The 21,790-nt window shown below is 67.4% G+C and carries 14 protein-coding genes; 4 read left to right on the top strand and 10 right to left on the bottom strand.

Annotated features, from left to right (window positions below):
• Nucleotides 1-23: 23 nt before the first annotated feature.
• The 10 genes from CFB43_RS26500 to CFB43_RS26450 form a co-directional block, all read right to left on the bottom strand.
• Entirely contained in the window at nucleotides 24-857 is an 834-nt protein-coding gene (locus CFB43_RS26500; protein WP_089497224.1) for a c-type cytochrome, read from the bottom strand.
• A gap of 337 nt (nucleotides 858-1,194) precedes the next feature.
• Nucleotides 1,195-2,463, bottom strand: coding sequence for a hypothetical protein (locus CFB43_RS26495; RefSeq protein WP_089497223.1), 1,269 nt, complete (start codon nucleotides 2,461-2,463; stop codon nucleotides 1,195-1,197).
• Nucleotides 2,460-4,283, bottom strand: a complete 1,824-nt coding sequence (glmS, locus tag CFB43_RS26490) for a glutamine--fructose-6-phosphate transaminase (isomerizing) (RefSeq protein ID WP_089497222.1) — start codon at nucleotides 4,281-4,283, stop codon at nucleotides 2,460-2,462. Before glmS ends, CFB43_RS26495 begins: the two co-directional genes overlap by 4 nt.
• A 119-nt stretch (nucleotides 4,284-4,402) precedes the next feature.
• Nucleotides 4,403-4,891 (bottom strand): Biofilm PGA synthesis auxiliary protein PgaD, encoded by a 489-nt coding sequence (locus tag CFB43_RS26485; RefSeq protein WP_089497221.1) that lies wholly within the window; start codon nucleotides 4,889-4,891, stop codon nucleotides 4,403-4,405.
• Nucleotides 4,869-6,140 carry a poly-beta-1,6-N-acetyl-D-glucosamine synthase gene (pgaC, locus tag CFB43_RS26480; RefSeq protein WP_089497220.1) on the bottom strand — a complete coding sequence of 424 codons (1,272 nt, stop codon included), beginning with the start codon at nucleotides 6,138-6,140 and terminating at the stop codon, nucleotides 4,869-4,871. The genes CFB43_RS26485 and pgaC overlap by 23 nt, the downstream gene beginning before the upstream one ends.
• Entirely contained in the window at nucleotides 6,137-8,227 is a 2,091-nt protein-coding gene (gene pgaB / locus CFB43_RS26475; protein WP_089498153.1) for a poly-beta-1,6-N-acetyl-D-glucosamine N-deacetylase PgaB, read from the bottom strand. The genes pgaC and pgaB overlap by 4 nt, the downstream gene beginning before the upstream one ends.
• A gap of 18 nt (nucleotides 8,228-8,245) precedes the next feature.
• Nucleotides 8,246-10,945, bottom strand: a complete 2,700-nt coding sequence (pgaA, locus tag CFB43_RS26470; RefSeq protein WP_089497219.1) for a poly-beta-1,6 N-acetyl-D-glucosamine export porin PgaA — start codon at nucleotides 10,943-10,945, stop codon at nucleotides 8,246-8,248.
• A 105-nt stretch (nucleotides 10,946-11,050) separates the two neighbouring features.
• Nucleotides 11,051-11,854, bottom strand: coding sequence for a hypothetical protein (locus tag CFB43_RS26465; protein WP_089497218.1), 804 nt, complete (start codon nucleotides 11,852-11,854; stop codon nucleotides 11,051-11,053).
• A gap of 63 nt (nucleotides 11,855-11,917) precedes the next feature.
• Nucleotides 11,918-12,361: a hypothetical protein gene (locus CFB43_RS26460; RefSeq protein ID WP_089497217.1), complete on the bottom strand. Its 444-nt coding sequence runs from the start codon at nucleotides 12,359-12,361 to the stop codon at nucleotides 11,918-11,920.
• A gap of 711 nt (nucleotides 12,362-13,072) precedes the next feature.
• Complete coding sequence (locus CFB43_RS26450; protein ID WP_089497216.1) at nucleotides 13,073-14,071, bottom strand: LysR substrate-binding domain-containing protein; 999 nt, start codon at nucleotides 14,069-14,071, stop codon at nucleotides 13,073-13,075.
• Between the two features lie 599 nt (nucleotides 14,072-14,670).
• On the opposite strand from CFB43_RS26450, the gene CFB43_RS26440 reads away from it, so the two are divergent.
• The 4 genes from CFB43_RS26440 to CFB43_RS26425 all read left to right on the top strand — a co-directional run bounded on the left by CFB43_RS26440 (nucleotide 14,671) and on the right by CFB43_RS26425 (nucleotide 21,618).
• Complete coding sequence (locus CFB43_RS26440; protein WP_046547558.1) at nucleotides 14,671-16,086, top strand: circularly permuted type 2 ATP-grasp protein; 1,416 nt, start codon at nucleotides 14,671-14,673, stop codon at nucleotides 16,084-16,086.
• 64 nt (nucleotides 16,087-16,150) lie between these two features.
• The gene (locus tag CFB43_RS26435; RefSeq protein WP_089427755.1) at nucleotides 16,151-17,092 is read left to right on the top strand and encodes an alpha-E domain-containing protein; all 942 of its coding nucleotides are present in this window, start codon (nucleotides 16,151-16,153) and stop codon (nucleotides 17,090-17,092) included.
• An 8-nt stretch (nucleotides 17,093-17,100) separates the two neighbouring features.
• Complete coding sequence (locus CFB43_RS26430; protein ID WP_089497215.1) at nucleotides 17,101-18,108, top strand: transglutaminase family protein; 1,008 nt, start codon at nucleotides 17,101-17,103, stop codon at nucleotides 18,106-18,108.
• A 96-nt stretch (nucleotides 18,109-18,204) separates the two neighbouring features.
• Nucleotides 18,205-21,618: a transglutaminase family protein gene (locus CFB43_RS26425; RefSeq protein ID WP_089497214.1), complete on the top strand. Its 3,414-nt coding sequence runs from the start codon at nucleotides 18,205-18,207 to the stop codon at nucleotides 21,616-21,618.
• The last annotated feature ends 172 nt before the right edge of the window (nucleotides 21,619-21,790 follow it).

Genomic DNA, 21,790 nt, shown 5'->3' with positions numbered 1-21,790 from the left:
GAGTCATTCGATTCAGCCGCGCGTTACTGAGCGGCCTTGCGCCGCGCCATATAAGCGAGATACGCGACGATCTGGTCGAGTTCGCGGTCGCTCAGCTGGTCGGGCGGAAACGCCGGCATGCTGCGGCCCGGCCAGTCGCGCACCGACGCCGGGTTGCGGATATAGCGGCGCAGCGCGGCGGGCTGGAAGTAGTCGACCGGGTTCATCGGCGTGTTCAGGTCGGGGCCGGCATGGCTGCTGCCCGCGCCGTCGAGGCGGTGGCACGCGAGGCATTGCGTGACGAACAGGTGCTGGCCCGCGCGAGCCGGGTCGTTTGCAGGCAGCGCGGCATCGACGGCGAGCGACGGCCAGCGCGCGAGCGGCGACGATTCGATCGTGACGCGCACGATCTGGTACGGCCACTGCTCGCCGCGCACCGACGACGCGTCAGGCCCGAGCCAGACCAGGTAGAACGGCCCGGCGCTGACCTGTTTGCCGGGCAGCGTCGGCCACGGATGCGCCGGATCCTCGATCGCGAGCCACGGGATGGCGCCCGCCTGCGGGCGGCGGCGCACGAGATCCAGCGGCAGTTGCGCGGCGAAGCCGTCGGCGGCACGGGTTTCGAGCACACCGTCGGCCGGCAGCGTGTCGCCGAGCAGCGCGGCGAACGGCACCGCGCGGAACGTCATCGGCCGGCCGTACGCGATGTCGCGCGGCACGTGGATGTCGGCGGCATCGGGGCGCGCGAGCAGCGTCTGCCGGGTGAGGGCGCGGGCCGTGCCGTCGGTCTCGAGTTCGAGCGCGGACTGGGCCCACGCGCGTTGTCCGATCAGGCAAACCGTCAGCAGCAAAAGCGAAAACCACCGGCGCTTCAGCATTCGTTCTCCGGGAAAGGGCATTCCGGCGGCGACCGGAGTGGCTGGCCGCGGCCGATGGAAGGAATCGGGCGACAGTCTATCCGGTACGCGCGGCGCTGGCGACTGCGGCGCGGGGATGGGGCGGCCAGTCATGATCGGGCCGGCCGGCGGCAGCGCGGCTGGCGGCCGGCCCGCGAGAGGGAGGCGGCATTGCGGGGCGAGGTTTGAGCACGAAGAAGCGGAAGAAGCGGAAGGAGCGGAAGGAGCGGAAGAAGCGGAAGAAGCGGAAGAAGCGGAAGAAGCGGAAGAAGCGGGCCCGCGGCACTCACTGCGAGCCGGCCCGTTACCAAGCCCGCCGTCAATGACTAGAACAAGGCACTTCGCGCTTCGGCAACGGCGTTTCGTGCGCCGGTTCGAAATCGGCTTCGCGCGTGCCCGACGGCGTCAGCGACACGAAATGCATCGCGGTGCCGCTCCCCGGGAAGCCGGCGATACCGGTCAAACCCCACGGAATCGGCGAACGCTGCACGCCGCTCGCTGAAATGTCCGACGGCCCGAGCGCGAGAGTCAGCAGCCGCCCGTCGCGGATCGGTACGTACGCATGCGAGCCGGACACCCCGATACCGGATTCGCGCACCGACGCCGGCAGGCAGTCGAGCGTCGCCGTGCGGCGGCCGTCCGGCGCGATCAGCATCGCGACGCCGCGATCGTCCGCCGTCGTCGTGACGACGATGAAGCGGTCGATCTCCGGCACGTAAGCCGACGAATACACGTAGTACTGGATCGCGTCGTTCAGCGTCCCCAGCTTGTCCAGCTTCGCCGTGACCGGGTCGAACATCGCGTATTCGAGCGTCGCGTCCGTGCTGCCCTCGATGTATTTCTGCCACACGAGCAGCGCCGTATGCGGCGAGCCCGCGACGACGGGCCACCACTCGCGGCGGTGCGGCACGACCGCGACATGGTTCAGCACGCGCCCGGCCGCGTCGTAGGTTTTCACGTACACGCCGTTGCCGGTGCCGAGGTTGTCGACGCCGCCGCCGTCGATCCAGTCGGCCGAATAGAACACGACGAAGCGGTCGGCCGCCGTGGCGACATGCCCCGAGTGGCCGCCCGATTCGACGTCGTTCGGGTAGGGCTTGATCGGCTTCAGGTCGCGGCGGTAGACGCCGTAGCGCTGGCTGACTTCCTGCGGCGCATTCCAGCCGTCCTCGAACGTGACGAAGATGTCGCCGCGCGCGTTCTGCGCGATCGAAACGGGCTCCTGCGCCTCGGGGCGGCTGATGAACGTGCGGACGTGCAGCAGGTTCGGCTTGCCGGGCAGCCATTCGCCGACGTACACGTCATGCGGCCAGCTGCCGCCGCGCATCGCGCCGCGCGGCACGACACCCGAGCTGCTGAAGAACACCCAGCGCTTGCCGTTGCCGGCGTCGGCCACGCCGATGCCGTGCATGAAGCTGCGCGGATCGACGGCCGGGCGAGATGAAGGGCCGCCCTGCACGGTGACCGTATGCACGACCGGTGTGGCGGCGAAGGCGGGCGGCATCGCCGTGACGATGCCGCATGCGCCGCACAGCGCGGCCGCGACGCGCTGCGCGACCGCCTGTGCCGGGCGCGTTCGCCCCTTCATTCGACGGTCACCGATTTCGCGAGGTTGCGCGGCTTGTCGACGTCGGCGCCGCGCGCGCAGCCGACGTGATAGGCGAGCAGTTGCAGCGGAATCACGTTGACGATCGGCGACAGCACGTCGCCCGATTCGCGCACGCGGATCAGGTGCGTGTCGCGGTCGGCGTCGATCCCGAGCTGGTCGCCGGCCAGCACGTAGAGCCGTCCGCCGCGCGCGCGTACCTCGGCCATGTTGGATTTCAGCTTCTGGAACAGGCGGTCGTCCGGCGCGATCGTGACGACCGGCATCGCGCTCGTGACGAGCGCGAGCGGGCCGTGCTTCAGTTCGCCGGCCGCATAGCCTTCCGCGTGGATGTACGACACCTCCTTGAGCTTCAGCGCGCCTTCCATCGCGATCGGGAAATGAATGCCGCGCCCGAGGAACAGCGCGTTCTCGGTGCGTGCGAACTTCGTGGCCCAGCCCATGATCTGCGTTTCGAGCGCGAGTGCGTGGCCGATGCGCTCGGGCAGCGCATGCAGCTGCTTCAGGTGCAGCGCGACCTGCTTCGCGTCGAGCCGGCCGCGCAGCTGCGCGAGCGTCAGCGTCAGCACGAACAGCGCGACGAGCTGCGTCGTGAACGCCTTGGTCGACGCGACGCCGAGCTCGATGCCGGCCCGCGTCAGGAACCGCAGCGGCGCGTTGCGCGCGATCGTGCTGGTCGCCACGTTGCAGATCGCCATCGACAGTGCCTGGCCCATGTCGCGCGCCTGCTCGATCGCGCCGATCGTGTCGGCCGTCTCGCCCGATTGCGAAATGCCGACGACGAGCGTGCGCGGATCGGGCACCGTCTCGCGGTAGCGGAATTCGCTGGCGATCTCGACCTGGGCGGGCACGCCCGCGATGGCCTCCAGCCAGTACTTCGCGGTCAGCCCCGCGTAGTAGCTGGTGCCGCAGCCGAGCAGCAGCACGTTCTTCACTCGCGACAGCAGCGCGCGCGTGTCGTCGGTCGCGTCGAACAACGCCGGCGAAATCGTGTCGATACCGTCGAGCGTGCTGGCGATCGCCTTCGGCTGCTCGAAGATCTCCTTCTGCATGAAATGCTGGTACGGGCCGAGCGCGGCGTCGCCTTCGCGCGCCTTCACATGGCACAGCGGGCGCTGGGCCTCGTGCCCGCCCGAGTCGACCACGGCGATCCGGTCCGGCGTGATCAGCGCGACGTCGCCGTCTTCCAGGTAGACGAAGCGGTCGGTCAGGTCGCCGAGCGCCGCGCAGTCCGACGCGAGGTAGTTCTGTTCGGCGCCGATGCCGATCACGAGCGGCGAGCCGGCGCGCGCGGCGACGAGGCGCTGCGGCTCCTTCGCGCTCAGCACCGCGATCGCGTACGCGCCATGCAGCCGCTTGACGGCGCGCACGACCGCGTCGAACAGATCGTCGCGATAGAGGCTGTGGATCAGGTGCGCGATCACCTCGGTGTCGGTCTGGCCGCGAAACGTATAGCCGCGCTCCCGCAGCTCCACGCGCAGCGCGTCGTGGTTCTCGATGATGCCGTTGTGCACGACCGCGATCGTGTCGCCGGACATGATCGGATGCGCGTTCATTTCGGACGGTGCGCCGTGGGTCGCCCAGCGCGTATGCGCGATGCAGGTCTGCGCTTCGAGACCCAGCGTCAGCACGCGGGCCTGCAGGTCGGTCACGCGCCGCAACGTGCGTTCGCTGCGCAGGCGGCCGTCGTCCTGTACGGCAATGCCGCACGAATCGTAGCCGCGATACTCGAGCCTGCTCAGCGCATTGACCAGTTGCGGGACCTGATTGTTCAGGCCGCTTGCTCCGACGATTCCGCACATGATTCACCTCGTCCACAAAAGGTTGCCGGGCTGCCGGCGAAGTGCGGCAGCGCGGTATCTGGAGTGGCGCCGCGTCGCACGAATGGCATCCCCGTGCGCAACGGCGCGTCTCCGCTGACCTACTCGCGGGGCTGCGGCCCCGCGTGGGCTACCCATTCGATGTCGGAAATCGAGCCGTTCGCGTCGTGCGACGCGACGAGAATGCGCGTCGTGCGCCGCGCGCCGCGCCGGCGGGCGCTTGCCAGCACGGTCGGCGGCACCGAGCGCACCTTCGCGCTGGCCGAGCGCCGCAGCATCTTCGACACGCGCAGCCGGTAGGCCAGCGGATGCACGACGCGCCCGGCGATCAGCCACATGACGATGGTGCCCGCGATGAGCGCGATGCTGGTCGCGTAGAACACCATCTGTTCGATCGGCATCTCGGCCGGATTGAATGGCAGCAGGTAGCGGTACGTGTAGATGCAGATCGATGCCCACACGGCGCCCACCAGCGCCGGCCGCAGGAGCCGGAACCAGATGGTCAGCACGGACCCGATGATGCGGCCGCGCTCGGCGATCAGTTCGCGCGGTGTGCGCAGGGAAAGGTCAATAATCGGTGCGTTCTTCATGTTGAATGCCTCGGTCGGGGCTGACCCATACGGCCCGCTTGCCGCGGCCCCGCAGCATGACGGCTGGCAGGGCGACGACGGTGGTGATCATGCTGATCAGCCAGAAGGCGACGGGATACCAGATGGTGTCCAGGAAATACATCAGGAGTTTTTCGTCGTAACGACGATCGATCATGCTGCCGATGATCAGTTGCAGGATGCAGGTGGCGACCAGCAGCATGCCGTGCCAGTGCGGCACGACCGATACGTGCCAGTCTTGCGGCAGCGGGTACACGACATTGATGAGCGCGAGCAGCAGGATGAACGTCATCGAATACGCCCATGCGATGCCGATCAGGTACTCGGCGAACAGCGGCCACATCATCATCTGCGTCGGCCGCGCGAGCGTGCCCGCGTACTTCATCAGCACCTGGATGCCGCCCTTCGACCAGCGCAAGCGCTGCCGGTACAGGCCCTTCACCGTCTCGGGCATCAGGATCCAGCTCAGCGCGTGCGGCTCGTACACGACGCGCCAGTCGCGGCACTGCAGCTTCCAGCTGATGTCGATGTCCTCGGTCAGCATGTCCGAGCTCCAGTAGCCGACGTCGGCGAGCGCGGTCTTGCGGAACATCGTGATCACGCCGGATACCGTGAAGATGCGGCCGTACACCTGCTGCGTGCGCTTGATCAGCCCGACGATCGACGAGAATTCGCCGACCTGCATGCGGCCGAGCAGCGACGTGCGCGTGCGGATGCGCGGGTTGCCGGTCACGGCGCCGACGCCCGGATCGGTCAGGAAATGCTCGAGCATCCAGCCGATCGCGTCATGCGCGAGCAGCGCGTCGCCGTCGATGCAGAGCAGGTATTCCGCGTTCGACACGGCCGCCGCGGTCGTGAGCCCGACCGCCTTGCCTTCGTTGCGCGCGTGATGGATCACGAGCAGCCGCGGGATCTCGACGGCCAGCTCGTTGAGGATCTCGCCGGTGCGATCCTGGCTGCCGTCGTTGACCGCGATGATGTCGTAGTTCGGATACTGCATCCGGTCCAGGTGGCTGATCACGCTGCGCGCGTTCGCGGCTTCGTTGAAGCAGGGCACGACGATCGAGATCTTCGGAATACCGCTCGACGCGATCGTCCGCGTGGACAGCTCGCGGCCTTCCTCGAGCAGGAAGTAGTGCACGACGCCGCCGATCATCCACAGGTACGACATGAAGAACGGGTAGTAGAAGACGAAATCCTGCAGGCGCTGGATGATGCTGTGGGTGGTCATGGCGTCTTCGTCCCCTGCGTATGTTGTTGCATCAGCGCGTTGATCGAGGTCGGGTCGAGGCGGGACTTCAGCGACATCACGTCGCGCATCGCGTCGAGTTCCGGCTGTCCGTTCAGGAAGTTGTCCGGGTAGTAGCCGAAATTCACCGCGCCTTCGCTGCGCAGCCGCCGCATCTGCGCGAGCAGCGTGCTGGCCGGCACCGGCTTCTGGGCGTGCCAGTCGTACGACTGCAGTTCGAACACGGTGCGCTGCAGGCCGCGCTGCTTCGCGTGCACGGCTTTCACGAGCTGGTCCAGCCAGCCGTCGGGATCCTTCGCCTGCTCCATGTACGGCATCGCCATCAGCGCGACGTAGTCGTAGGTCGCGAGGAAATCGTCGTAGTTCTGCGCGTACCACGCTTCCGATTCGGGCTTGAGCACCGGCATCGCGAAGATGTTGCGCGCGGTCAGCACGTCGCCCACGTTCTGGTGGGCCAGCACGACCTGTTCCAGCTGCCTGGTCAGGTCGATCAGGTAGCGCGACTTCTGGCGGGTCCAGCGCTTCAGCAGGTCGGGGTTCTCGCGGATCTTGCCGACGTCGGCCGGCAGCCCCCACTGCGAATAGATGCGCAGCGCGTGCCGGCCCGCATCCTCGTAGTCGTCGAGCACCGCGTCGTCGCTGAACAGGATGCCGCTGAACGAGGCGTGCTTGCTGAGATCCTCGTAGACCTGCTGGATCATCAGCCGCGCATCCGGATCGAACGGGCTCAGCCGGAACGTGCGCGTGCCGTTCTCGCGGGCCGGCGCGCCGCCGTAGGCGCTCACGGCCTCGAGCCCGCGCAGCTTGTCGGCCGGCGGCCGGAACGCGAGCACGGGCATCCAGGCATACACCTGCACGTTGGCGCGCGTGTTGAGCTGCCACGCGGCGCGCGAGAACAGGTCGGAGCGCATCGGCAGGTGCCGGTTCGGGAAATACACGGATTCGGCCACGCCCGTGCCTTTCGGGTCCGCATACGCCTGCAGGTAAACCGATTTCGGCTGCATCCGGTAGATGCGTTCGATCAGCTTGCCGAGATTCGCTTCCTGCCGCGCGGGGTCCGGATCGTAGACCTGGTCCAGGTCGACCTGCACGATGCGTTCGGGCACGTCGACGTCGCCGCGGTTCGACGCCGGCTCGCGCATCGAGCGCTCGAACCCGCCGATGTCGATGTCGTACATCATCAGGATCCGCCGCAGCCGGTCCAGCGGCACGTCCGGCGTATTCGGGCCGGCATCGAGACTGAACTGGATGTCCATCCCGAGCGACGTCGAGATCTGGCGCACCGGCTGGTTTTCCGCGCCGTATGGCCACACCATCGACCGTGCGACGATGCCCGTGCGTTCGCGGATCTGCCGCACACAAGTCTGCAGGTCGTCGTGCACGCGTGCGTGGAATTCGGCGTCGGTTTCGTAGCGCTTCTGGTCTTGCAGGTAGAGATGCGACGTGGTCGCCGGCAATTCGTTGCCCTGCGGATTCGCGACCGCGCCGTGATGGAGATTGTGGGTGTGGCAACCGAGCTCGACGAACGGCGACTGGCCGAGCTTCTTCACCTCGTCCCACGACAGGAAATAGTCGCGCGGCACCTGAACCTTGTCGCTGATGCGGATCGGCGTATCCGGCGGGGTGTCGATCCACGCGGTGACGAGGCCCATCACCGCCGGATACTTGAAGCGCTCGAGCAGCGGCAGCACTTTCGTGTAGTGGCTGCGAAAGCCGTCGTCGAACGTGAGCAGCACCGAGCGCGGCGGCAGCGGCTTGCCGCCGTGCCGCGACTCCTCGATCTGCTTGACCGTGATGGTGTGGTAGTTGTTGGTCTGCAGCCACGAGAAGATGGCGGTCAGCGTGCCGGTATCGACCGCGAACGCGTCGACCATCGCCGTACCGGAGTTGAACGTCGCCATCAGGTTGTCACGCACGTCATGCATGCAGATCACGCGAAACGTCTTGCCGTCGGCCGGATCGGACGGCGGAAGCAGGTCGATCATCCTGGCATTGGTCACGCCCGGAAACAGCGAACAGGCGGCAAATGCGCCCATGCATCCGCACATGAAGGTCCGTCTGGATTGCAGCATGGCTCGATCTCCTTGCTAAAACGGCAGGTTGACCGACATGAAGCCGGTTTCGGAGCGTTCGCGCTGGCCGTCGTACGCGTGGCTGCTGACCTCCACGCCATAGCTCAGCGTGATGTCGTGCTTGAAGGTCCACGCGTGCTCGAGGCGCGCGCTCCACAGGGCGCTGGTGCCGAAGCCGCGCTCGTTGTACATGCCGCCGGACACCGAGACGCGCTGCTGCAGCCCCATGTCGCCCTTCTTCCACAGCGTCAGCTGGTGCATGACGGTGGCCGCGGCCGCGTAGTCGCGGCCCGGGCTGAAGTAGGGCGCGTTCGTGCGCGTGTTGCTGTCGGTGCCGAGATCCAGCGAGACGTTGACCTGCTGGGTGGCGGTCGTGTACACGCGTTGCGTGGCGGTCGCCGAGATCTCCTGGTGGAAGTTCGAATCGCTGTAGCGGCTCACGCCGTAGCTCAGCTTGACCTCGCGACGGTCGTTCTGGCGATACACCACCGACACGTTCGCCGAGCGGCCCCAGATGTGCGCGGCATACGCCTTCCACGGCAGCGAGTTGTCGTTGGAATCGAGTCCGCCGCTGACGGTCCAGTAGTCGTTCAGCGCGTACGCGATCGATCCGCGGCCGCCCGTGCGTCCGTCCCCGCCGAGCGAGCGCGTGACTTCGCCCTGCACGGTGAGCGGCCCGTGCCGGTAGTCGCCGCCGATGCCCGTGCGCGTGCGGCTGACGCTGCCGCCGTCGGTTTGCGCATGGCCGTAGAACGTATGCGCGAAGACCCGCCAGTTGTCGCCGAACGGTTGCGAATAGAGGTAGCTGTCCGACGTGAAGCTGTTGTCGGCCAGTGCGCTGTTGCCGTGCTCGAAGCTCAGGTCGGTGGTGAACACCGGGCTGCGGTACGCGTTGTAGTCGCGCTTGAATCCGCGCACGGCGCCGCTGTCGGGGAATGTGTTGTCCAGCGTCTGGTCGACGTACTTCGCGGTCGCGTAGTCGTCGGCCGTGAGCGATGCGCGGCCGAGGCCCGCGAGCATCTCGACGCTGTCGGGGTGGTCGGTCAGCGACGCGCGATACATCGCGATCGCCTGGCGCGGATGCGCCTGGCCCGACACAGCGTCGGCGTGCGCGGCGCGCACCTCCGCGTTGAACGGCACCTCTTTCTCGAGCTCTTCGAGTGCGGCGATCCCTTCATCGGGGTGACCCGTGAAGATCAGGTATTGCGCACGCAGCCGGTAGTAGCGCAGATAGTCGCTTTCTCCCGGACCGACGTTGGTCACCTGCTTGGCCGGCGGCAGCGACGCGCCCATGTCGTCGAGCGCCTGCTTTGCGTCCGCCGCGCGTCCCTGGTCGATGTACGACCAGAACAGCCCTTCGCGCAGTTCGATCGGACGCGTGCGCTCGCCGTACTGGAAGCCGCGGGTCGCGCGATCCGTCGGCGACGCGGTCGCCTGCTTCAGCGCGCGCTGGTACACGGCATTCGCCTTGCCCGGTTCGCTCAGGTACAGGTAGGCGTCGCCCACGGCCGCCAGCGCGTCGATCGAAATTTCCGCGTTGGACGGAATCGTCTCGAACGTCGCGACGGCCTGCTTCATGTCGCCGCGCGCCGCAAGGGCGACCGTCCGGTCGCCCGCGAGCGCAGTCCTGACCGGCGTGTACTCGGGCGTGGCCGGCATCCGCTTGTCGAGATCGTCTGCCGCGCGCAGCGCGGTGTCGATCCCGTCGAAGCGGTCGGCACTCGTCATCGAGCGCGACTTGTCGCGGCCGCCGCGCACCTGCTGGCGAATCGACAGTTCTTCCAGTTGCGCGATGTCGACGGCGGAGAACGCATCGGGGCGGGCCTTCGCTTCATCGAGCGCCTTGACCGCGCCGCCGCTCGCCGCGAGGCCGAACACGTCGTTGCGCACGGTCTCGACGTCGGCGGTACGCAGATTCGGTGCCTGGGCATTCGGCGTTTCGACGTCGGGCCCCTGCGATCGCTGGGTCGGCTCGCCGGGCAACTGGGCGCCGGGCGTCTGCGAGTTCGGCGCCGGGGACGACGGCGGCGGCGCGCCCGGCATCTGGGGAACGGGCGCGGGCGAGTTCGGCATCGGGGTGCCGGATACCTGCGCGGTTTGCGTCGGCGCAAGCGGCGGCGTGGCGGGGGCCGCTTGTTCGATCTTCGGCAGGGTATCCGAAGGCGGCGCGAGCGGCGCCGGCGAAGGGGAGGCGGACGTGTCGGACCCCGTCGCGGCGGCGGGCGTCGGCGCTTCGGGCTGGCGGGCGTTCTCGGCCTGCGCAAGCAGCATCGGCGCTGTCGATGTCTGCGCGACCGGTGCCGGCGTATTCGCCGTATCCGGCGAACGCGCACCCGGCACCGCGGCGCTCGATGGCGGTGCTTCCGGTTCCACCACGACCGTGGTCGGCAGGGGCTGCTGCTGCGGGTTCGATGCCTGCGCGATCTGCATCGACGCATCCGAAGCCTGCGCGATCGGCGTCGGCGCATGTGGGGGCGGGGGGACCTCGGCCTGGGCAATCTGGATCGATACGACCGTCGGCTGCGCACCGCGCGGCACCGCATCCGGGGCACCGCGGGTCCCGGCGAATTCGTTGACGCGGCCGGCTTCCGGATCGCCGTCGGCGGAGAAGCAGGGGCCGGACGCGACGAGCAGCAACACCAGCGGCGCATGCAGGAGGAGCCGTCGGCTGGACGGAGCGACGGTGGTGCATTGTTGTTTCCGATTGTTGTCCACGAGGTGTCCTCCTTTTGACACGATCACATCGGTTGCCCGCCTGACGACGCACGTCGTCGCACGTCGCGCGGCCGGGCTGCGAGTGCCCGGCGATGCGGACCCGACTTACAGCCGGTTGCGGATCGCCTGACCGAGCAAGGCGCGCGATTCGCTGTTCTTGGGGTCGATCGCGAGCGCCCGGCTCGCGTTGTGTTCCACACAGTCCCATTCGTCGATCACCGCGCACGAGCGCGCCTTCGCCAGCGCACGCGCGCTTTCCAGCTCCGCGTGCGTGATGCTGGCCGTCTGCATGCGCAGGGTGTCGGTGCCATCCGGCCGGGGCTTGGGCGCGAAGTCCAGGCGCCTGCTCGTGCCGGCCAGCGCTTCGGCACGCTGCGCACGGTGCGCTGCGCCGTGCCGCGTGGCGGCGCGACCGTAGGCCGATGCCGCATGCGTACCGGCCGCGAGCGTCACGGGCGGCGCATGCGCCGACTGCCGCTGTTTCGCGACGGCTTGGGGGGCGGGCTGCCGCGCGGCTTTCGGTTCGACCGCGAGCGAGACGGGCGGCGCGGTGGATACCTCGGGCGCGGCCGAAGTCGACGCGACCTGCGACGGCGGCGCGGGCGGCGAGGCCGGCGTGCGTGTCGAGGCTGCCCCGGGCTCGGCCGAGGTTCCGGACGGTCCCGTTGCGGTTGCGTGCGAGGCAAGGGTCATGATCGCGTTGCGGGTTTTCCCGACGGCGGTGCCGATCGCGCCGGAGAGGTCGTGCGTCACGCTCGCATGGCCGACCGTCGTGTCCCGTTCGGCGTACGCGAAGATGCCGAAGATCGCGGCGAATGCGGCGACGCTGAGCGCCGCGTTCTTTCCGGGACCCCAGGAGGGTTTCGGCGGGTGGGCGGGCGAGCCGTCCTGTCGTTCTGCACGAGTCATTCATGTCTCCTCGATTCGATACGTTCTGGTGTAAGACGTGATTGGGGTGCGCTCAGGTGGCGGTCACCATTTCAACTGCGTGGTCAGCGCACCGGTTTCGACGATCGCGAACTGGGTCGCGCCCTGATAGGTTCCTTCGACCCGGTAGCTCGCATCGGGCACGCTGAACAGGCAACGCGACCCTGCCGCATTGAATTCGACGAGGACGCGGCCATGTCGCCGCAGGCGCACCTGGACGTTGGCGAGCGGCTGCCCTGTCTTGGCCGAAGCAAACGACACGCCCAGGTTGTACGGCCGGCCGTCGGGCGGCAGCGGGGCGGTACCGTCGATCCGCGCATCGCCGCAGATATACGAGATGACGTAGCGATCCGCACCCGGGGCGGATGCAGGGGCGGGTGCGGACGCGGGTGGCTGGGACGCGAGCGTCTGGGCCATCGCATTCATGCTGAGCGTGCAGAGGAAGACGCTCAGGAAAGGGCGAGCATGCTGTCGAAACGAGGAAGACATTGCAACCTCCCGTCCGGAATCAATGGTGAGCATTTATTCCGAGTCAGATTTGCCAGCGTTCTTTTTGCGACACGCTATTGATACACGATGGACTTTGAACCAACAACCGCGTGTGGACTGAATGGAACGGCTTTAAATATCCTATTTAAATAGGATTGCGACGTATTCGTATGAATCTCTTAACTATGAAGAAAGTCGATATTGCCGAATATGAATATTGCTATTCGGTAGCGATGATCGAGCACGCATTGAATCACGTCGGACGTATGGCCATTCGTGCCGAAAAATAACGACTGATAAAAGGAATTTTTGCGACTGTGTTCCAGGGGAATTGAAATCGATCCAGATACAAGTCGCGCGATATGAAATGCGAAGGAGGCGTTGTGGGTAGTTTAGATTGTTACAGGTAAATCGAAACTTTTAATTTGTTCTGTAACAGGGTATTGCTGTCATGATAATCAGACGGAAAATACCGGCGTGCTATGTCGGACGTAAAAAGTTCATCGTCGGAATGCAAACGATTGCGATTCGTCTGATATCGATTACGCGTCCGGCGCGGTCATTTTTCAGGCTAAAGCGGGATCGTTGATTGCTACCGGCGAGCGGGGTGTGAAATCGGGCAGCGGCGCGGCGCGAATGGATGCGCGCACCGGATTGCCGCCAACCGGACTGGCGTTCGCGTCGTCCGCGGGAGCGACGCGAACGCGACGATCAGCGGCTGCCGCCCGCGCTGCGCCGGGCGATGCGCATCGCCGGTGCGGCCGCGGGTTCGGCCGCGCCGGCTGCATCTTCGACCGCCGTGCGCGGCCGGTTCATGATGTAGGTCCACAGTTGCTCGGCCGCGAGCCCGCGCTTGCGGGCCGACCGGTACAGGCGGATTTCGAGCTCGGTGATCCAGTCGCCGGAACCCGCGCACACGAGCGTGCCTTCCGCGAGTTCCTTCGCGACGCAGCTTTCCGGCAGCCAGCCGATCCCGTGCCCGGCCACGACCATGCCCTTCAACGCCTCGGACATATGCGTCTCGAAGCAGCGGTGCAGCACGTACGGCTCGGTGGCATTCAGCAGCAGCATCTCGACGATGTTGCCGAGAAACGCACCCGACGAATACGCGAGCAGCGGCAGCGGGGCATCGGGGGTGCCCGGCAGCTGGAACACGGGCTTGCCGCGCGCATCGGGTGTCGACACGGGCAGGATCCGTTCGACGCCGAGGCTGACGAACGGGAAGTGGTTCGGGTCGAGCACGATCGGCAACTGCGGATGGTGGTAGCCGAGCAGCAGGTCGCATTCGCCTTCGACGAGCTGCTGCACGCCTTCCGGCACGTTCACCGCGTTGACGCGCGCGGTGACGTGGCCGACCTCGCCGTTGAGCTGCTTGAGCCATTCGGGAAACAGCGTGAAGACGAGCGTATGGGCCACCGCGAAACGCACGACCTGGTCGCTGGCCGCGAACTGGTCGTAGCCGTTCACGAGATTGCGCGCCGCATACATGCTGCGCAGGATGTCCGCGGCGAGGCCGCGGAACATCTGGCCGGCTGGCGTGAGCGTGATCGGGTTGATGCTCCGGTCCACCAGCTTCGCGTCCATCCAGGTTTCGAGTGCCGCTATTCGTCTGCTGAATGCCGATTGCGTGAGGTGCCGGTTACGCGCGGCCCGGGAAAAGCTCTTGGTATCCGCAAGGCTCAGGAAATCTTCCAGCCACTTTGCTTCCATTTCGATCTTCGCTTTTTATAGTCGGGCGCCTGAAAGGCGGCGGCACCGTGTGCTGCACGAACGTTCTAGCGTACCGCGCCTCGCGCCGCTCGACCCGATGTTTTTTTTCGATGGGTGTCAGTCGAAATATGCATGGGCGTTGTCGGCGGGATTACGGCTGCATAGCGTTGAGGTGCCGGACCCGGCTTAACCGGACAGTTCATCGCGTCGAACTGCCGGTGCGGCCGCAGACGGTACTTCCCCAGGGCCGGTTGCGCCGTGCGCGTGCCGGCCCGCCTTCCCATTCTTTCGTTCCGGTGGCCCGATGCCGGGGCGGGCCGTTTTTTGTGCAGTGCAGATTGCACATTCGTGACACGCGGGGGAACTATGTTCGAAAGACGCGGCGCAGCATGAACCGTGCGCGCCGGCGACGCACCGTCGTCGCCCGTCGCGTCGGACGCTGCACCGTGATGGTGCGCAATGCCGCGCGGGCGTGCCCGGCGCGGCGCAAAAACGGGGGGATATCGAGGGGTCGAGCAAGGCACGTTCCTTGCAAAGCATTCATTACGCCGGTCCGGCATGCGCAATGCCGGGGAAAACGATCGATGGAGAAAAGATCGATGAAGCCATTCGATGAAATGCTGCAATCCGGCGACATGGTAAGGGCGCCCTACGCGCGCCTGAAGCAGTGGCTCGACACGCAGAATCCCGCGAGCCTCGCCCAGAAGGCCTACGACGCGGAAGGCGTGTTCCGCAAGACGGGCATCACGTTCGCCGTCTATGGCGACGCGGAGGCCGCCGAGCGGCTGATTCCGTTCGACATCGTCCCGCGCATCATCTCGGGCGCCGAATGGAGCCGGCTGTCGCTCGGCATCGAGCAGCGCGTGATGGCGCTCAACGCGTTCCTCGACGACATCTACCACCGCCAGGAAATCGTCCGCGCGGGCATCGTGCCGAAGCACCTGATCGCGCACAACGAGGCGTTCATCCCGGAAATGATCGATTTCCGGCCGCCCGGAAACGTTTACACGCACATCATCGGCGTGGACATCGTGCGCACCGGCGAGAACGAATTCTACGTGCTGGAAGACAACGCGCGCACGCCGTCCGGCGTGTCGTACATGCTGGAAAACCGCGAGACGATGATGCAGCTCTTCCCGGAGCTGTTCCAGCAGGTGAAGGTGCGCCCGGTCGAGACCTATCCGCAGATGCTGCGCCAGTCGCTCGCGGCCGTGTGCCCGCCGGGCGGCAACGCCGACAACCCGACCGTCGCCGTGCTCACGCCCGGCATCCACAATTCCGCGTACTACGAACATTCGTTCCTCGCCGACCAGATGGGCGTGCATCTCGTCGAGGGCAGCGACTTGCAGGTGATCGACGGCCGCGTCGCGATGCGCACGACCGAAGGCTTCCAGCCGATCGACGTGCTGTACCGCCGCGTCGACGACGCGTTCCTCGATCCGCTCACGTTCCGCCCCGATTCGGTGCTCGGCGTCGCCGGGATCATGGACGTGTACCGCGCGGGCAACATCACGATCGCGAACGCGCCCGGCACCGGCATCGCCGACGACAAGGCGATCTACTCGTACATGCCGGAGATCGTCGAGTTCTACACGGGGCGCAAGGCGCTGCTGGAGAACGTGCCGACCTGGCGCTGCGGCGAAGCCGACAGCCTGAAATACGTGCTCGACCATCTCGACGAACTGGTCGTGAAGGAAGTGCACGGCTCGGGCGGCTACGGGATGCTGGTCGGGCCGTGCGCGTCGAAGGCCGAGCTCGAAGCCTTTGCCGCGAAGCTGCGCGCGCGCCCCGCGAACTACATCGCGCAGCCGACGCTCGCGCTGTCCACGACGCCGATCCTGACCGAAGCCGGCCTCGCGCCGCGCCACGTCGACCTGCGGCCGTTCGTGCTGGTGTCGGATCGCATCCGCATCACGCCGGGTGGGCTGACGCGCGTCGCGCTGAAGGAGGGATCGCTCGTCGTCAACTCGAGCCAGGGCGGCGGCACCAAGGACACCTGGGTGCTGGCCGACTGAGCCGGACGCGACCGCGCGCCCCGCGACCGGGGCGCCAACCGAACGAAGACGGAGTGGACACGAGATGCTTCTGGGACGTACTGCAAGCGGTCTCTACTGGATGTACCGCTATATCGAGCGCGCGGAGAACATCGCGCGCATCGTCGATGCCGGGCTGCGGATGGCGCTCACGCGCACGTCCGACGCGCCGGCCGAATGGTCGTCGGTGCTCGTCAGCTCGGGCACGGACGACGGCTACCGGCAGAAATACGACGCGTATGCGGCCGATACCGTGACCGACTACCTGCTGCGCGACCGCGACAACCCGTCGAGCGTGCTGTCGTGCATCGACGCCGCGCGCTCGAACGCGCGGATGGTGCGCACGGCGCTCACCCGCGAGGCATGGGAGAGCGTGAACGGTGCGTGGCTCGCGCTGCGCCGCGCGCTCGCGCAGCCGGTGCCGGAGAGCGAGCTGCCGGCCGTGCTCGACCAGGTGAAGCGCGAAACCGCGCTGATCCTCGGCAGCTTCTACAGCACGATGCTGCGCAACGAGATCTTCGATTTCGCGCAGATCGGCGCGTTCGTCGAGCGCGCCGACAACACCGCGCGGATCATCGACGTGAAATACCACCTGCTGCTGCCGTCGGTGTCGCACGTCGGCACGATCCTCGACAACTACCAGTGGGAGACGATCCTGCGCTGCGTCGCCGCGCACCGTTCGTACCGCTGGGTGTACGACGTGCAGTACAAGCCGATGAACATCGCCGACTACCTGATCCTGAACGGCCGCATGCCGCGTTCGCTGCGTTATTGCTACGGGCGCGTCGTGTCGAGCCTGAACCTGCTCGCAAAGGATTACGGTGTGACACACCCGTGTCACGACACGGCCACGAAGATCCTGCAAATGCTGTCCGACACCTCGGTCGAGCGGATCTTCAAGAGCGGCCTGCACGAGTTCCTGACCGACTTCATCGGCCGCAACAACAGCCTCGGGCTCGAAATCGCCCAGGCTTACAACTTCGACTGAGACTTGCCATGCGACTCGCCATCCGACACATCTCGCGTTATCAGTTCGACGATCAAGCCACCCATGCGCTGCAACGGCTGCGGCTGCGCCCGCAGTCGGGCCCCGGGCAGACGGTGCGCGCGTGGCAGGTCACGATCGACGGCGTCGAGCCGTCGCTGTCCTATGCCGACGGGCTCGGCAACCGGATCGACCTCGTGCGGCACGACCGCGGCGCGAAGGCCGAGATCGTCGTCGTCGCGGCCGGCGTCGTCGAGACGCAGGACCGCGCGGGCATACTCGGTCATCCTGAAGGCTATGCGCCGCCGTGGATCTTCGAGCGCGAAACGGCGCTGACGAAGGCGGGCGACATCGTGCGTGCGCTCGCGCAAGCGCTGCCGATCGCGCCGCACAGCCTCGACGCGCTGCACTGGCTGATGACGGAAGTGCACGACCGCATCGCGTATGCGCCGAACCTGGCCGCCGACGCACCCGTCGACGCGGAAACCGCGCTGCAAAGCGGCGAGGGCACGAGCCGCGACCATGCGCATGCGTTCATCGCGGCCGCGCGCGTGCTGAAGATTCCCGCGCGCTATATCTCGGGCTACGTGCTGGCGGACAGCGCGATGCAGCGCATCGCCGACGCGAAGCAGAACGCGGGCGACGTCGAGCAGGAAGAAGCGCTCGCGCTGCAGAGCGGCGAGGGCATGCAGCAGGTGCTCGGCGCGTCGCATGGGGCGCAGTCGCAGTCCCAGTCGCAGTCGCAATCGCAGTCGCAGGGAATGCCGCAGCCGGCGCACGGCGCGCAGTCGCAGGCGGCCGGGCTGACGCAGCAGCCGGCCGGCCATGCGTGGGCCGAGGCGTATGTGGAAGGGCTCGGCTGGGTCGGGTTCGATCCGTTCATGAATCGCTGCCCGGACGAGCGCTACGTGCGCATCGCGGTCGGCCTCGACTATCGCGACGCGCAGCCGGTGACGGGGCTCGGCGCGACGGCCGTCGGTGTCGAGATCAGCGTCGTGCAGACGCCCGAGCTCGTCTGACCTCGCGCACGTTTTCGCCGAATCCGCCAGGCCGGGGTGCCGCGTCGCATCGAGCGCGACGCGGCGCGCGGCCGGCCCAACCCGAACCGAGCTCCCATGTCCATCCACGTCGCGCTGCATCACACCACCCGCTATCGCTACGACCGGCTCGTCAACCTCGGCCCGCAGGTCGTGCGCCTGCGGCCCGCGCCGCACTGCCGGACGCCGATCCTCGCGTATTCGATGACGGTCGAGCCCGCGCAGCACTTCATCAACTGGCAGCAGGATCCGTTCTCGAACTATCTCGCGCGGCTCGTGTTTCCGGAGCGCACCGAGCACTTCGAGATCACGATCGATCTCGTCGCCGAGATGTCGGTGTACAACCCGTTCGACTTCTTCCTCGAAGCCAGCGCGGAGCAATACCCGTTCAGCTATGACGACGCGCTGAAGACCGAGCTCGCGCCGTATCTTGTGTGCGACCCGCAGACGAGCGCGTCGCCGCTGTTCCGCGCGTATCTCGACGGCGTCGACCGCACGCCGGCCGGCACCGTGAACTTCCTCGTCGCGCTGAACCAGCAACTGCAGCACGACATCGGCTATCTCGTGCGGATGGAGCCGGGCGTGCAGACGCCCGAGCAGACGCTCGAACTGGCCTCGGGCTCGTGCCGCGACAGCGCATGGCTGCTCGTGCAGCTGTGCCGTCATCTCGGCATCGCCGCGCGCTTCGTGTCGGGCTACCTGATCCAGCTCACGCCCGACGTGAAGTCGCTCGACGGCCCGAGCGGCACGTCGGTCGACTTCACCGACCTGCACGCATGGTGCGAGGTGTACCTGCCGGGTGCCGGCTGGATCGGCTTCGACCCGACCTCGGGCCTGCTCGCCGGCGAAGGCCACATTCCGCTGGCCTGCACGCCGCAGCCGACCAGCGCCGCGCCGGTCGAGGGGCTGATCGACGAGTGCGAGGTGTCGTTCGAGCACGAGATGACCGTGACGCGCGTGTACGAATCGCCGCGCGTGACGAAGCCGTACACGGAATCGCAGTGGGACGGCGTGCTGGCGCTCGGCACGCAGGTCGACGGCGCGCTGGCGGCCGGCGACGTGCGGCTCACGCAGGGCGGCGAGCCGACCTTCGTGTCGATCGACGATCGCGACGGCGCCGAGTGGAACACCGACGCGCTCGGCCCGACCAAGCGCGGCTATGCCACCGAACTCGTGCAGCGGCTGCGCGCCGAATACGGCGACGGCGGCTTCCTGCATTTCGGGCAGGGCAAGTGGTATCCGGGCGAGCAACTACCGCGCTGGGCGCTGTCGATCTTCTGGCGCGCGGACGGCCAGCCCGTATGGCACGATCCGTCGCTGTTCGCCGACGAACGCGAGCCGTCCGCGTATACGACCGACGACGCGAAGCGCTTCATCGATGCGCTCGCCGCGCGGCTGAACCTGACCGGCGAATTCATCCGGCCCGGCTACGAGGACGTCTGGTACTACCTGTGGCGCGAGCGCCGGCTGCCGGTCAACGTCGACCCGTTCGACTCGCGTCTCGACGACGAGCTCGAACGCGCGCGGCTGCGCAAGGTGTTCGAGCAGCAGCTCGACAGCGTGGTCGGCTACGTGCTGCCGGTCAAGCGTGCGGAAAACGCGCCGGGTCTCGACGGCCCGCGCTGGCAGACGGGCCCGTGGTTCTTCCGCGACGAGCGGATGTACCTCATGCCCGGCGATTCGCCGATGGGCTATCGGCTGCCGCTCGATTCGCTGCCGTGGGCGAGCCGCGCCGACTATCCGTATCTCGTCGAGCGCGACCCGTTCGCGCCGCGTGACGCGCTGCCGGATGCCGCCGCGATCCGCGCGCGCTACGCGGGGCCGGCCGATGCGCCGCGCTACCTGTCCGGCGTGCATCGCGAGGCGTCCGCGCAGACCGTGATGCAGTGGCGCGACGACGGCACGGCCGGCAACGGGCGGCCGGCCGCGCGCGACCCGGGTCGCCAGCCCGAGCGCTTCGAATCGGCCGCATGGATCACGCGCACCGCGCTGTGCGTCGAAGTGCGCAACGGCATCCTGTACCTGTTCATGCCGCCGCTTGCCGCGCTCGAGGATTATCTCGAGCTGCTCGGCGCGATCGAGCTGACCGCGCACGCGCTGGGCGTGAAGCTCGTGCTGGAAGGCTATCCGCCGCCGCGCGACGCGCGGCTGAAGCTGCTGCAGGTGACGCCCGATCCCGGCGTGATCGAGGTGAACATCCATCCGGCCAGCAACTTCGACGAGCTCGTCGACCACACCGAATTCCTGTACGACGCCGCGTGGCAGTCGCGGCTGTGCAGCGAGAAGTTCATGGTCGACGGCCGCCACGTCGGCACGGGCGGCGGCAACCACTTCGTGCTCGGCGGCGCGACGCCGGCCGACAGCCCGTTCCTGCGCCGCCCGGACCTGCTCGCGAGCCTGATCGCGTACTGGCACAACCATCCGTCGCTGTCGTACCTGTTCTCCGGGCTCTTCATCGGGCCGACGAGCCAGGCGCCGCGCGTCGACGAGGCGCGCAACGACCAGCTCTACGAACTCGACATCGCGTTCGCCGAGATCCAGCGCAACAAGCTGCTGTTCGGGCAGGACATGCCGCCGTGGCTCGTCGACCGCGTGCTGCGCAACCTGCTGATCGACGTGACCGGCAACACGCACCGCAGCGAGTTCTGCATCGACAAGCTGTATTCGCCGGACTCGTCGACCGGCCGGCTCGGCCTGCTCGAACTGCGCGCGTTCGAGATGCCGCCGCATGCGCGGATGAGCATCGTGCAGCAATTGCTGCTGCGCGCGCTGGTCGCGCGTTTCTGGGCTGCGCCGTACACGACGCCGCTCACGCGCTGGGGCACCGCGCTGCATGACCGCTTCATGTTGCCCGCGTTTCTTCAGATGGATTTCGACGACGTGCTGACCGAACTGCGCGACGCCGGCTTCGCGTTCGATCCGGCATGGTTTGCGCCGCACTTCGAATTCCGCTTCCCGCTGTTCGGCCAGATCGCGGTGAACGGCATGGAGCTGTCGCTGCGCGGCGCGCTGGAGCCGTGGCACGTGATGGGCGAGGAGGGCGCACCCGGCGGCACGGTGCGCTACGTCGATTCGTCGGTCGAACGGCTCGAAGTGCGCGTGACGGGGCTGAACGACAACCGGCACGTCGTGACGGTCAACGGCCGCGCGCTGCCGCTGCAGCCGACCGGCACCGTCGGCGAATACGTCGCCGGCGTGCGCTACAAGGCGTGGTCGCCGCCGTCCGCGCTGCATCCGACCCTCGGCGTGCACGCGCCGCTCACGTTCGACATCGTCGATACGTGGCTGCAGCGTTCGCTCGGCGGTTGCCGCTACCACGTCGCGCATCCGGGCGGGCGCAACTACGCGACGTTCCCGGTCAATGCGTACGAGGCCGAGAGCCGCCGGCTCGCGCGCTTCGTCGAGATGGGGCATACGCCGGGGCGGATGGATGTCGCGGCTGCCGCGCCGAGCCGCGAATTCCCGTTCACGCTCGACCTGCGGCGGCCGTGACCGGACGATGACGACGCGGATGACGATGCGCGGTTCGCGATACCCGGCGGTTTCGGTCGCTGGCGGCCCCGCCGGAATGCTAGGATGCGGGCAGATTGCGGCCGCGCGCCGCGGCCCGCCGCCCGGGTGGCGGCGCGCGTGCGCGGCCGCGCCCTGACGACGGAACGACATC

It is taken from the genome of Burkholderia sp. AU15512 (assembly GCF_002223325.1).
Taxonomy (GTDB): domain Bacteria; phylum Pseudomonadota; class Gammaproteobacteria; order Burkholderiales; family Burkholderiaceae; genus Burkholderia.
Note: the sequence above shows the minus strand (reverse complement) of the source record. Positions and strands in the feature narration are given on the sequence as shown.

Excerpts from the sequence above, each read along its gene's own strand:
- CFB43_RS26500 (WP_089497224.1), bottom strand. The coding sequence starts at position 857 with ATGCTGAAGCGCCGGTGGTTTTCGCTTTTGCTGCTGACGGTTTGCCTG.
- CFB43_RS26495 (WP_089497223.1), bottom strand. The coding sequence starts at position 2,463 with ATGAAGGGGCGAACGCGCCCGGCACAGGCGGTCGCGCAGCGCGTCGCG.
- glmS (WP_089497222.1), bottom strand. The coding sequence starts at position 4,283 with ATGTGCGGAATCGTCGGAGCAAGCGGCCTGAACAATCAGGTCCCGCAA.
- CFB43_RS26485 (WP_089497221.1), bottom strand. The coding sequence starts at position 4,891 with ATGAAGAACGCACCGATTATTGACCTTTCCCTGCGCACACCGCGCGAA.
- pgaC (WP_089497220.1), bottom strand. The coding sequence starts at position 6,140 with ATGACCACCCACAGCATCATCCAGCGCCTGCAGGATTTCGTCTTCTAC.
- CFB43_RS26465 (WP_089497218.1), bottom strand. The coding sequence starts at position 11,854 with ATGACTCGTGCAGAACGACAGGACGGCTCGCCCGCCCACCCGCCGAAA.
- CFB43_RS26460 (WP_089497217.1), bottom strand. The coding sequence starts at position 12,361 with ATGTCTTCCTCGTTTCGACAGCATGCTCGCCCTTTCCTGAGCGTCTTC.
- CFB43_RS26450 (WP_089497216.1), bottom strand. The coding sequence starts at position 14,071 with ATGGAAGCAAAGTGGCTGGAAGATTTCCTGAGCCTTGCGGATACCAAG.
- CFB43_RS26440 (WP_046547558.1), top strand. The coding sequence starts at position 14,671 with ATGAAGCCATTCGATGAAATGCTGCAATCCGGCGACATGGTAAGGGCG.
- CFB43_RS26435 (WP_089427755.1), top strand. The coding sequence starts at position 16,151 with ATGCTTCTGGGACGTACTGCAAGCGGTCTCTACTGGATGTACCGCTAT.
- CFB43_RS26430 (WP_089497215.1), top strand. The coding sequence starts at position 17,101 with ATGCGACTCGCCATCCGACACATCTCGCGTTATCAGTTCGACGATCAA.
- CFB43_RS26425 (WP_089497214.1), top strand. The coding sequence starts at position 18,205 with ATGTCCATCCACGTCGCGCTGCATCACACCACCCGCTATCGCTACGAC.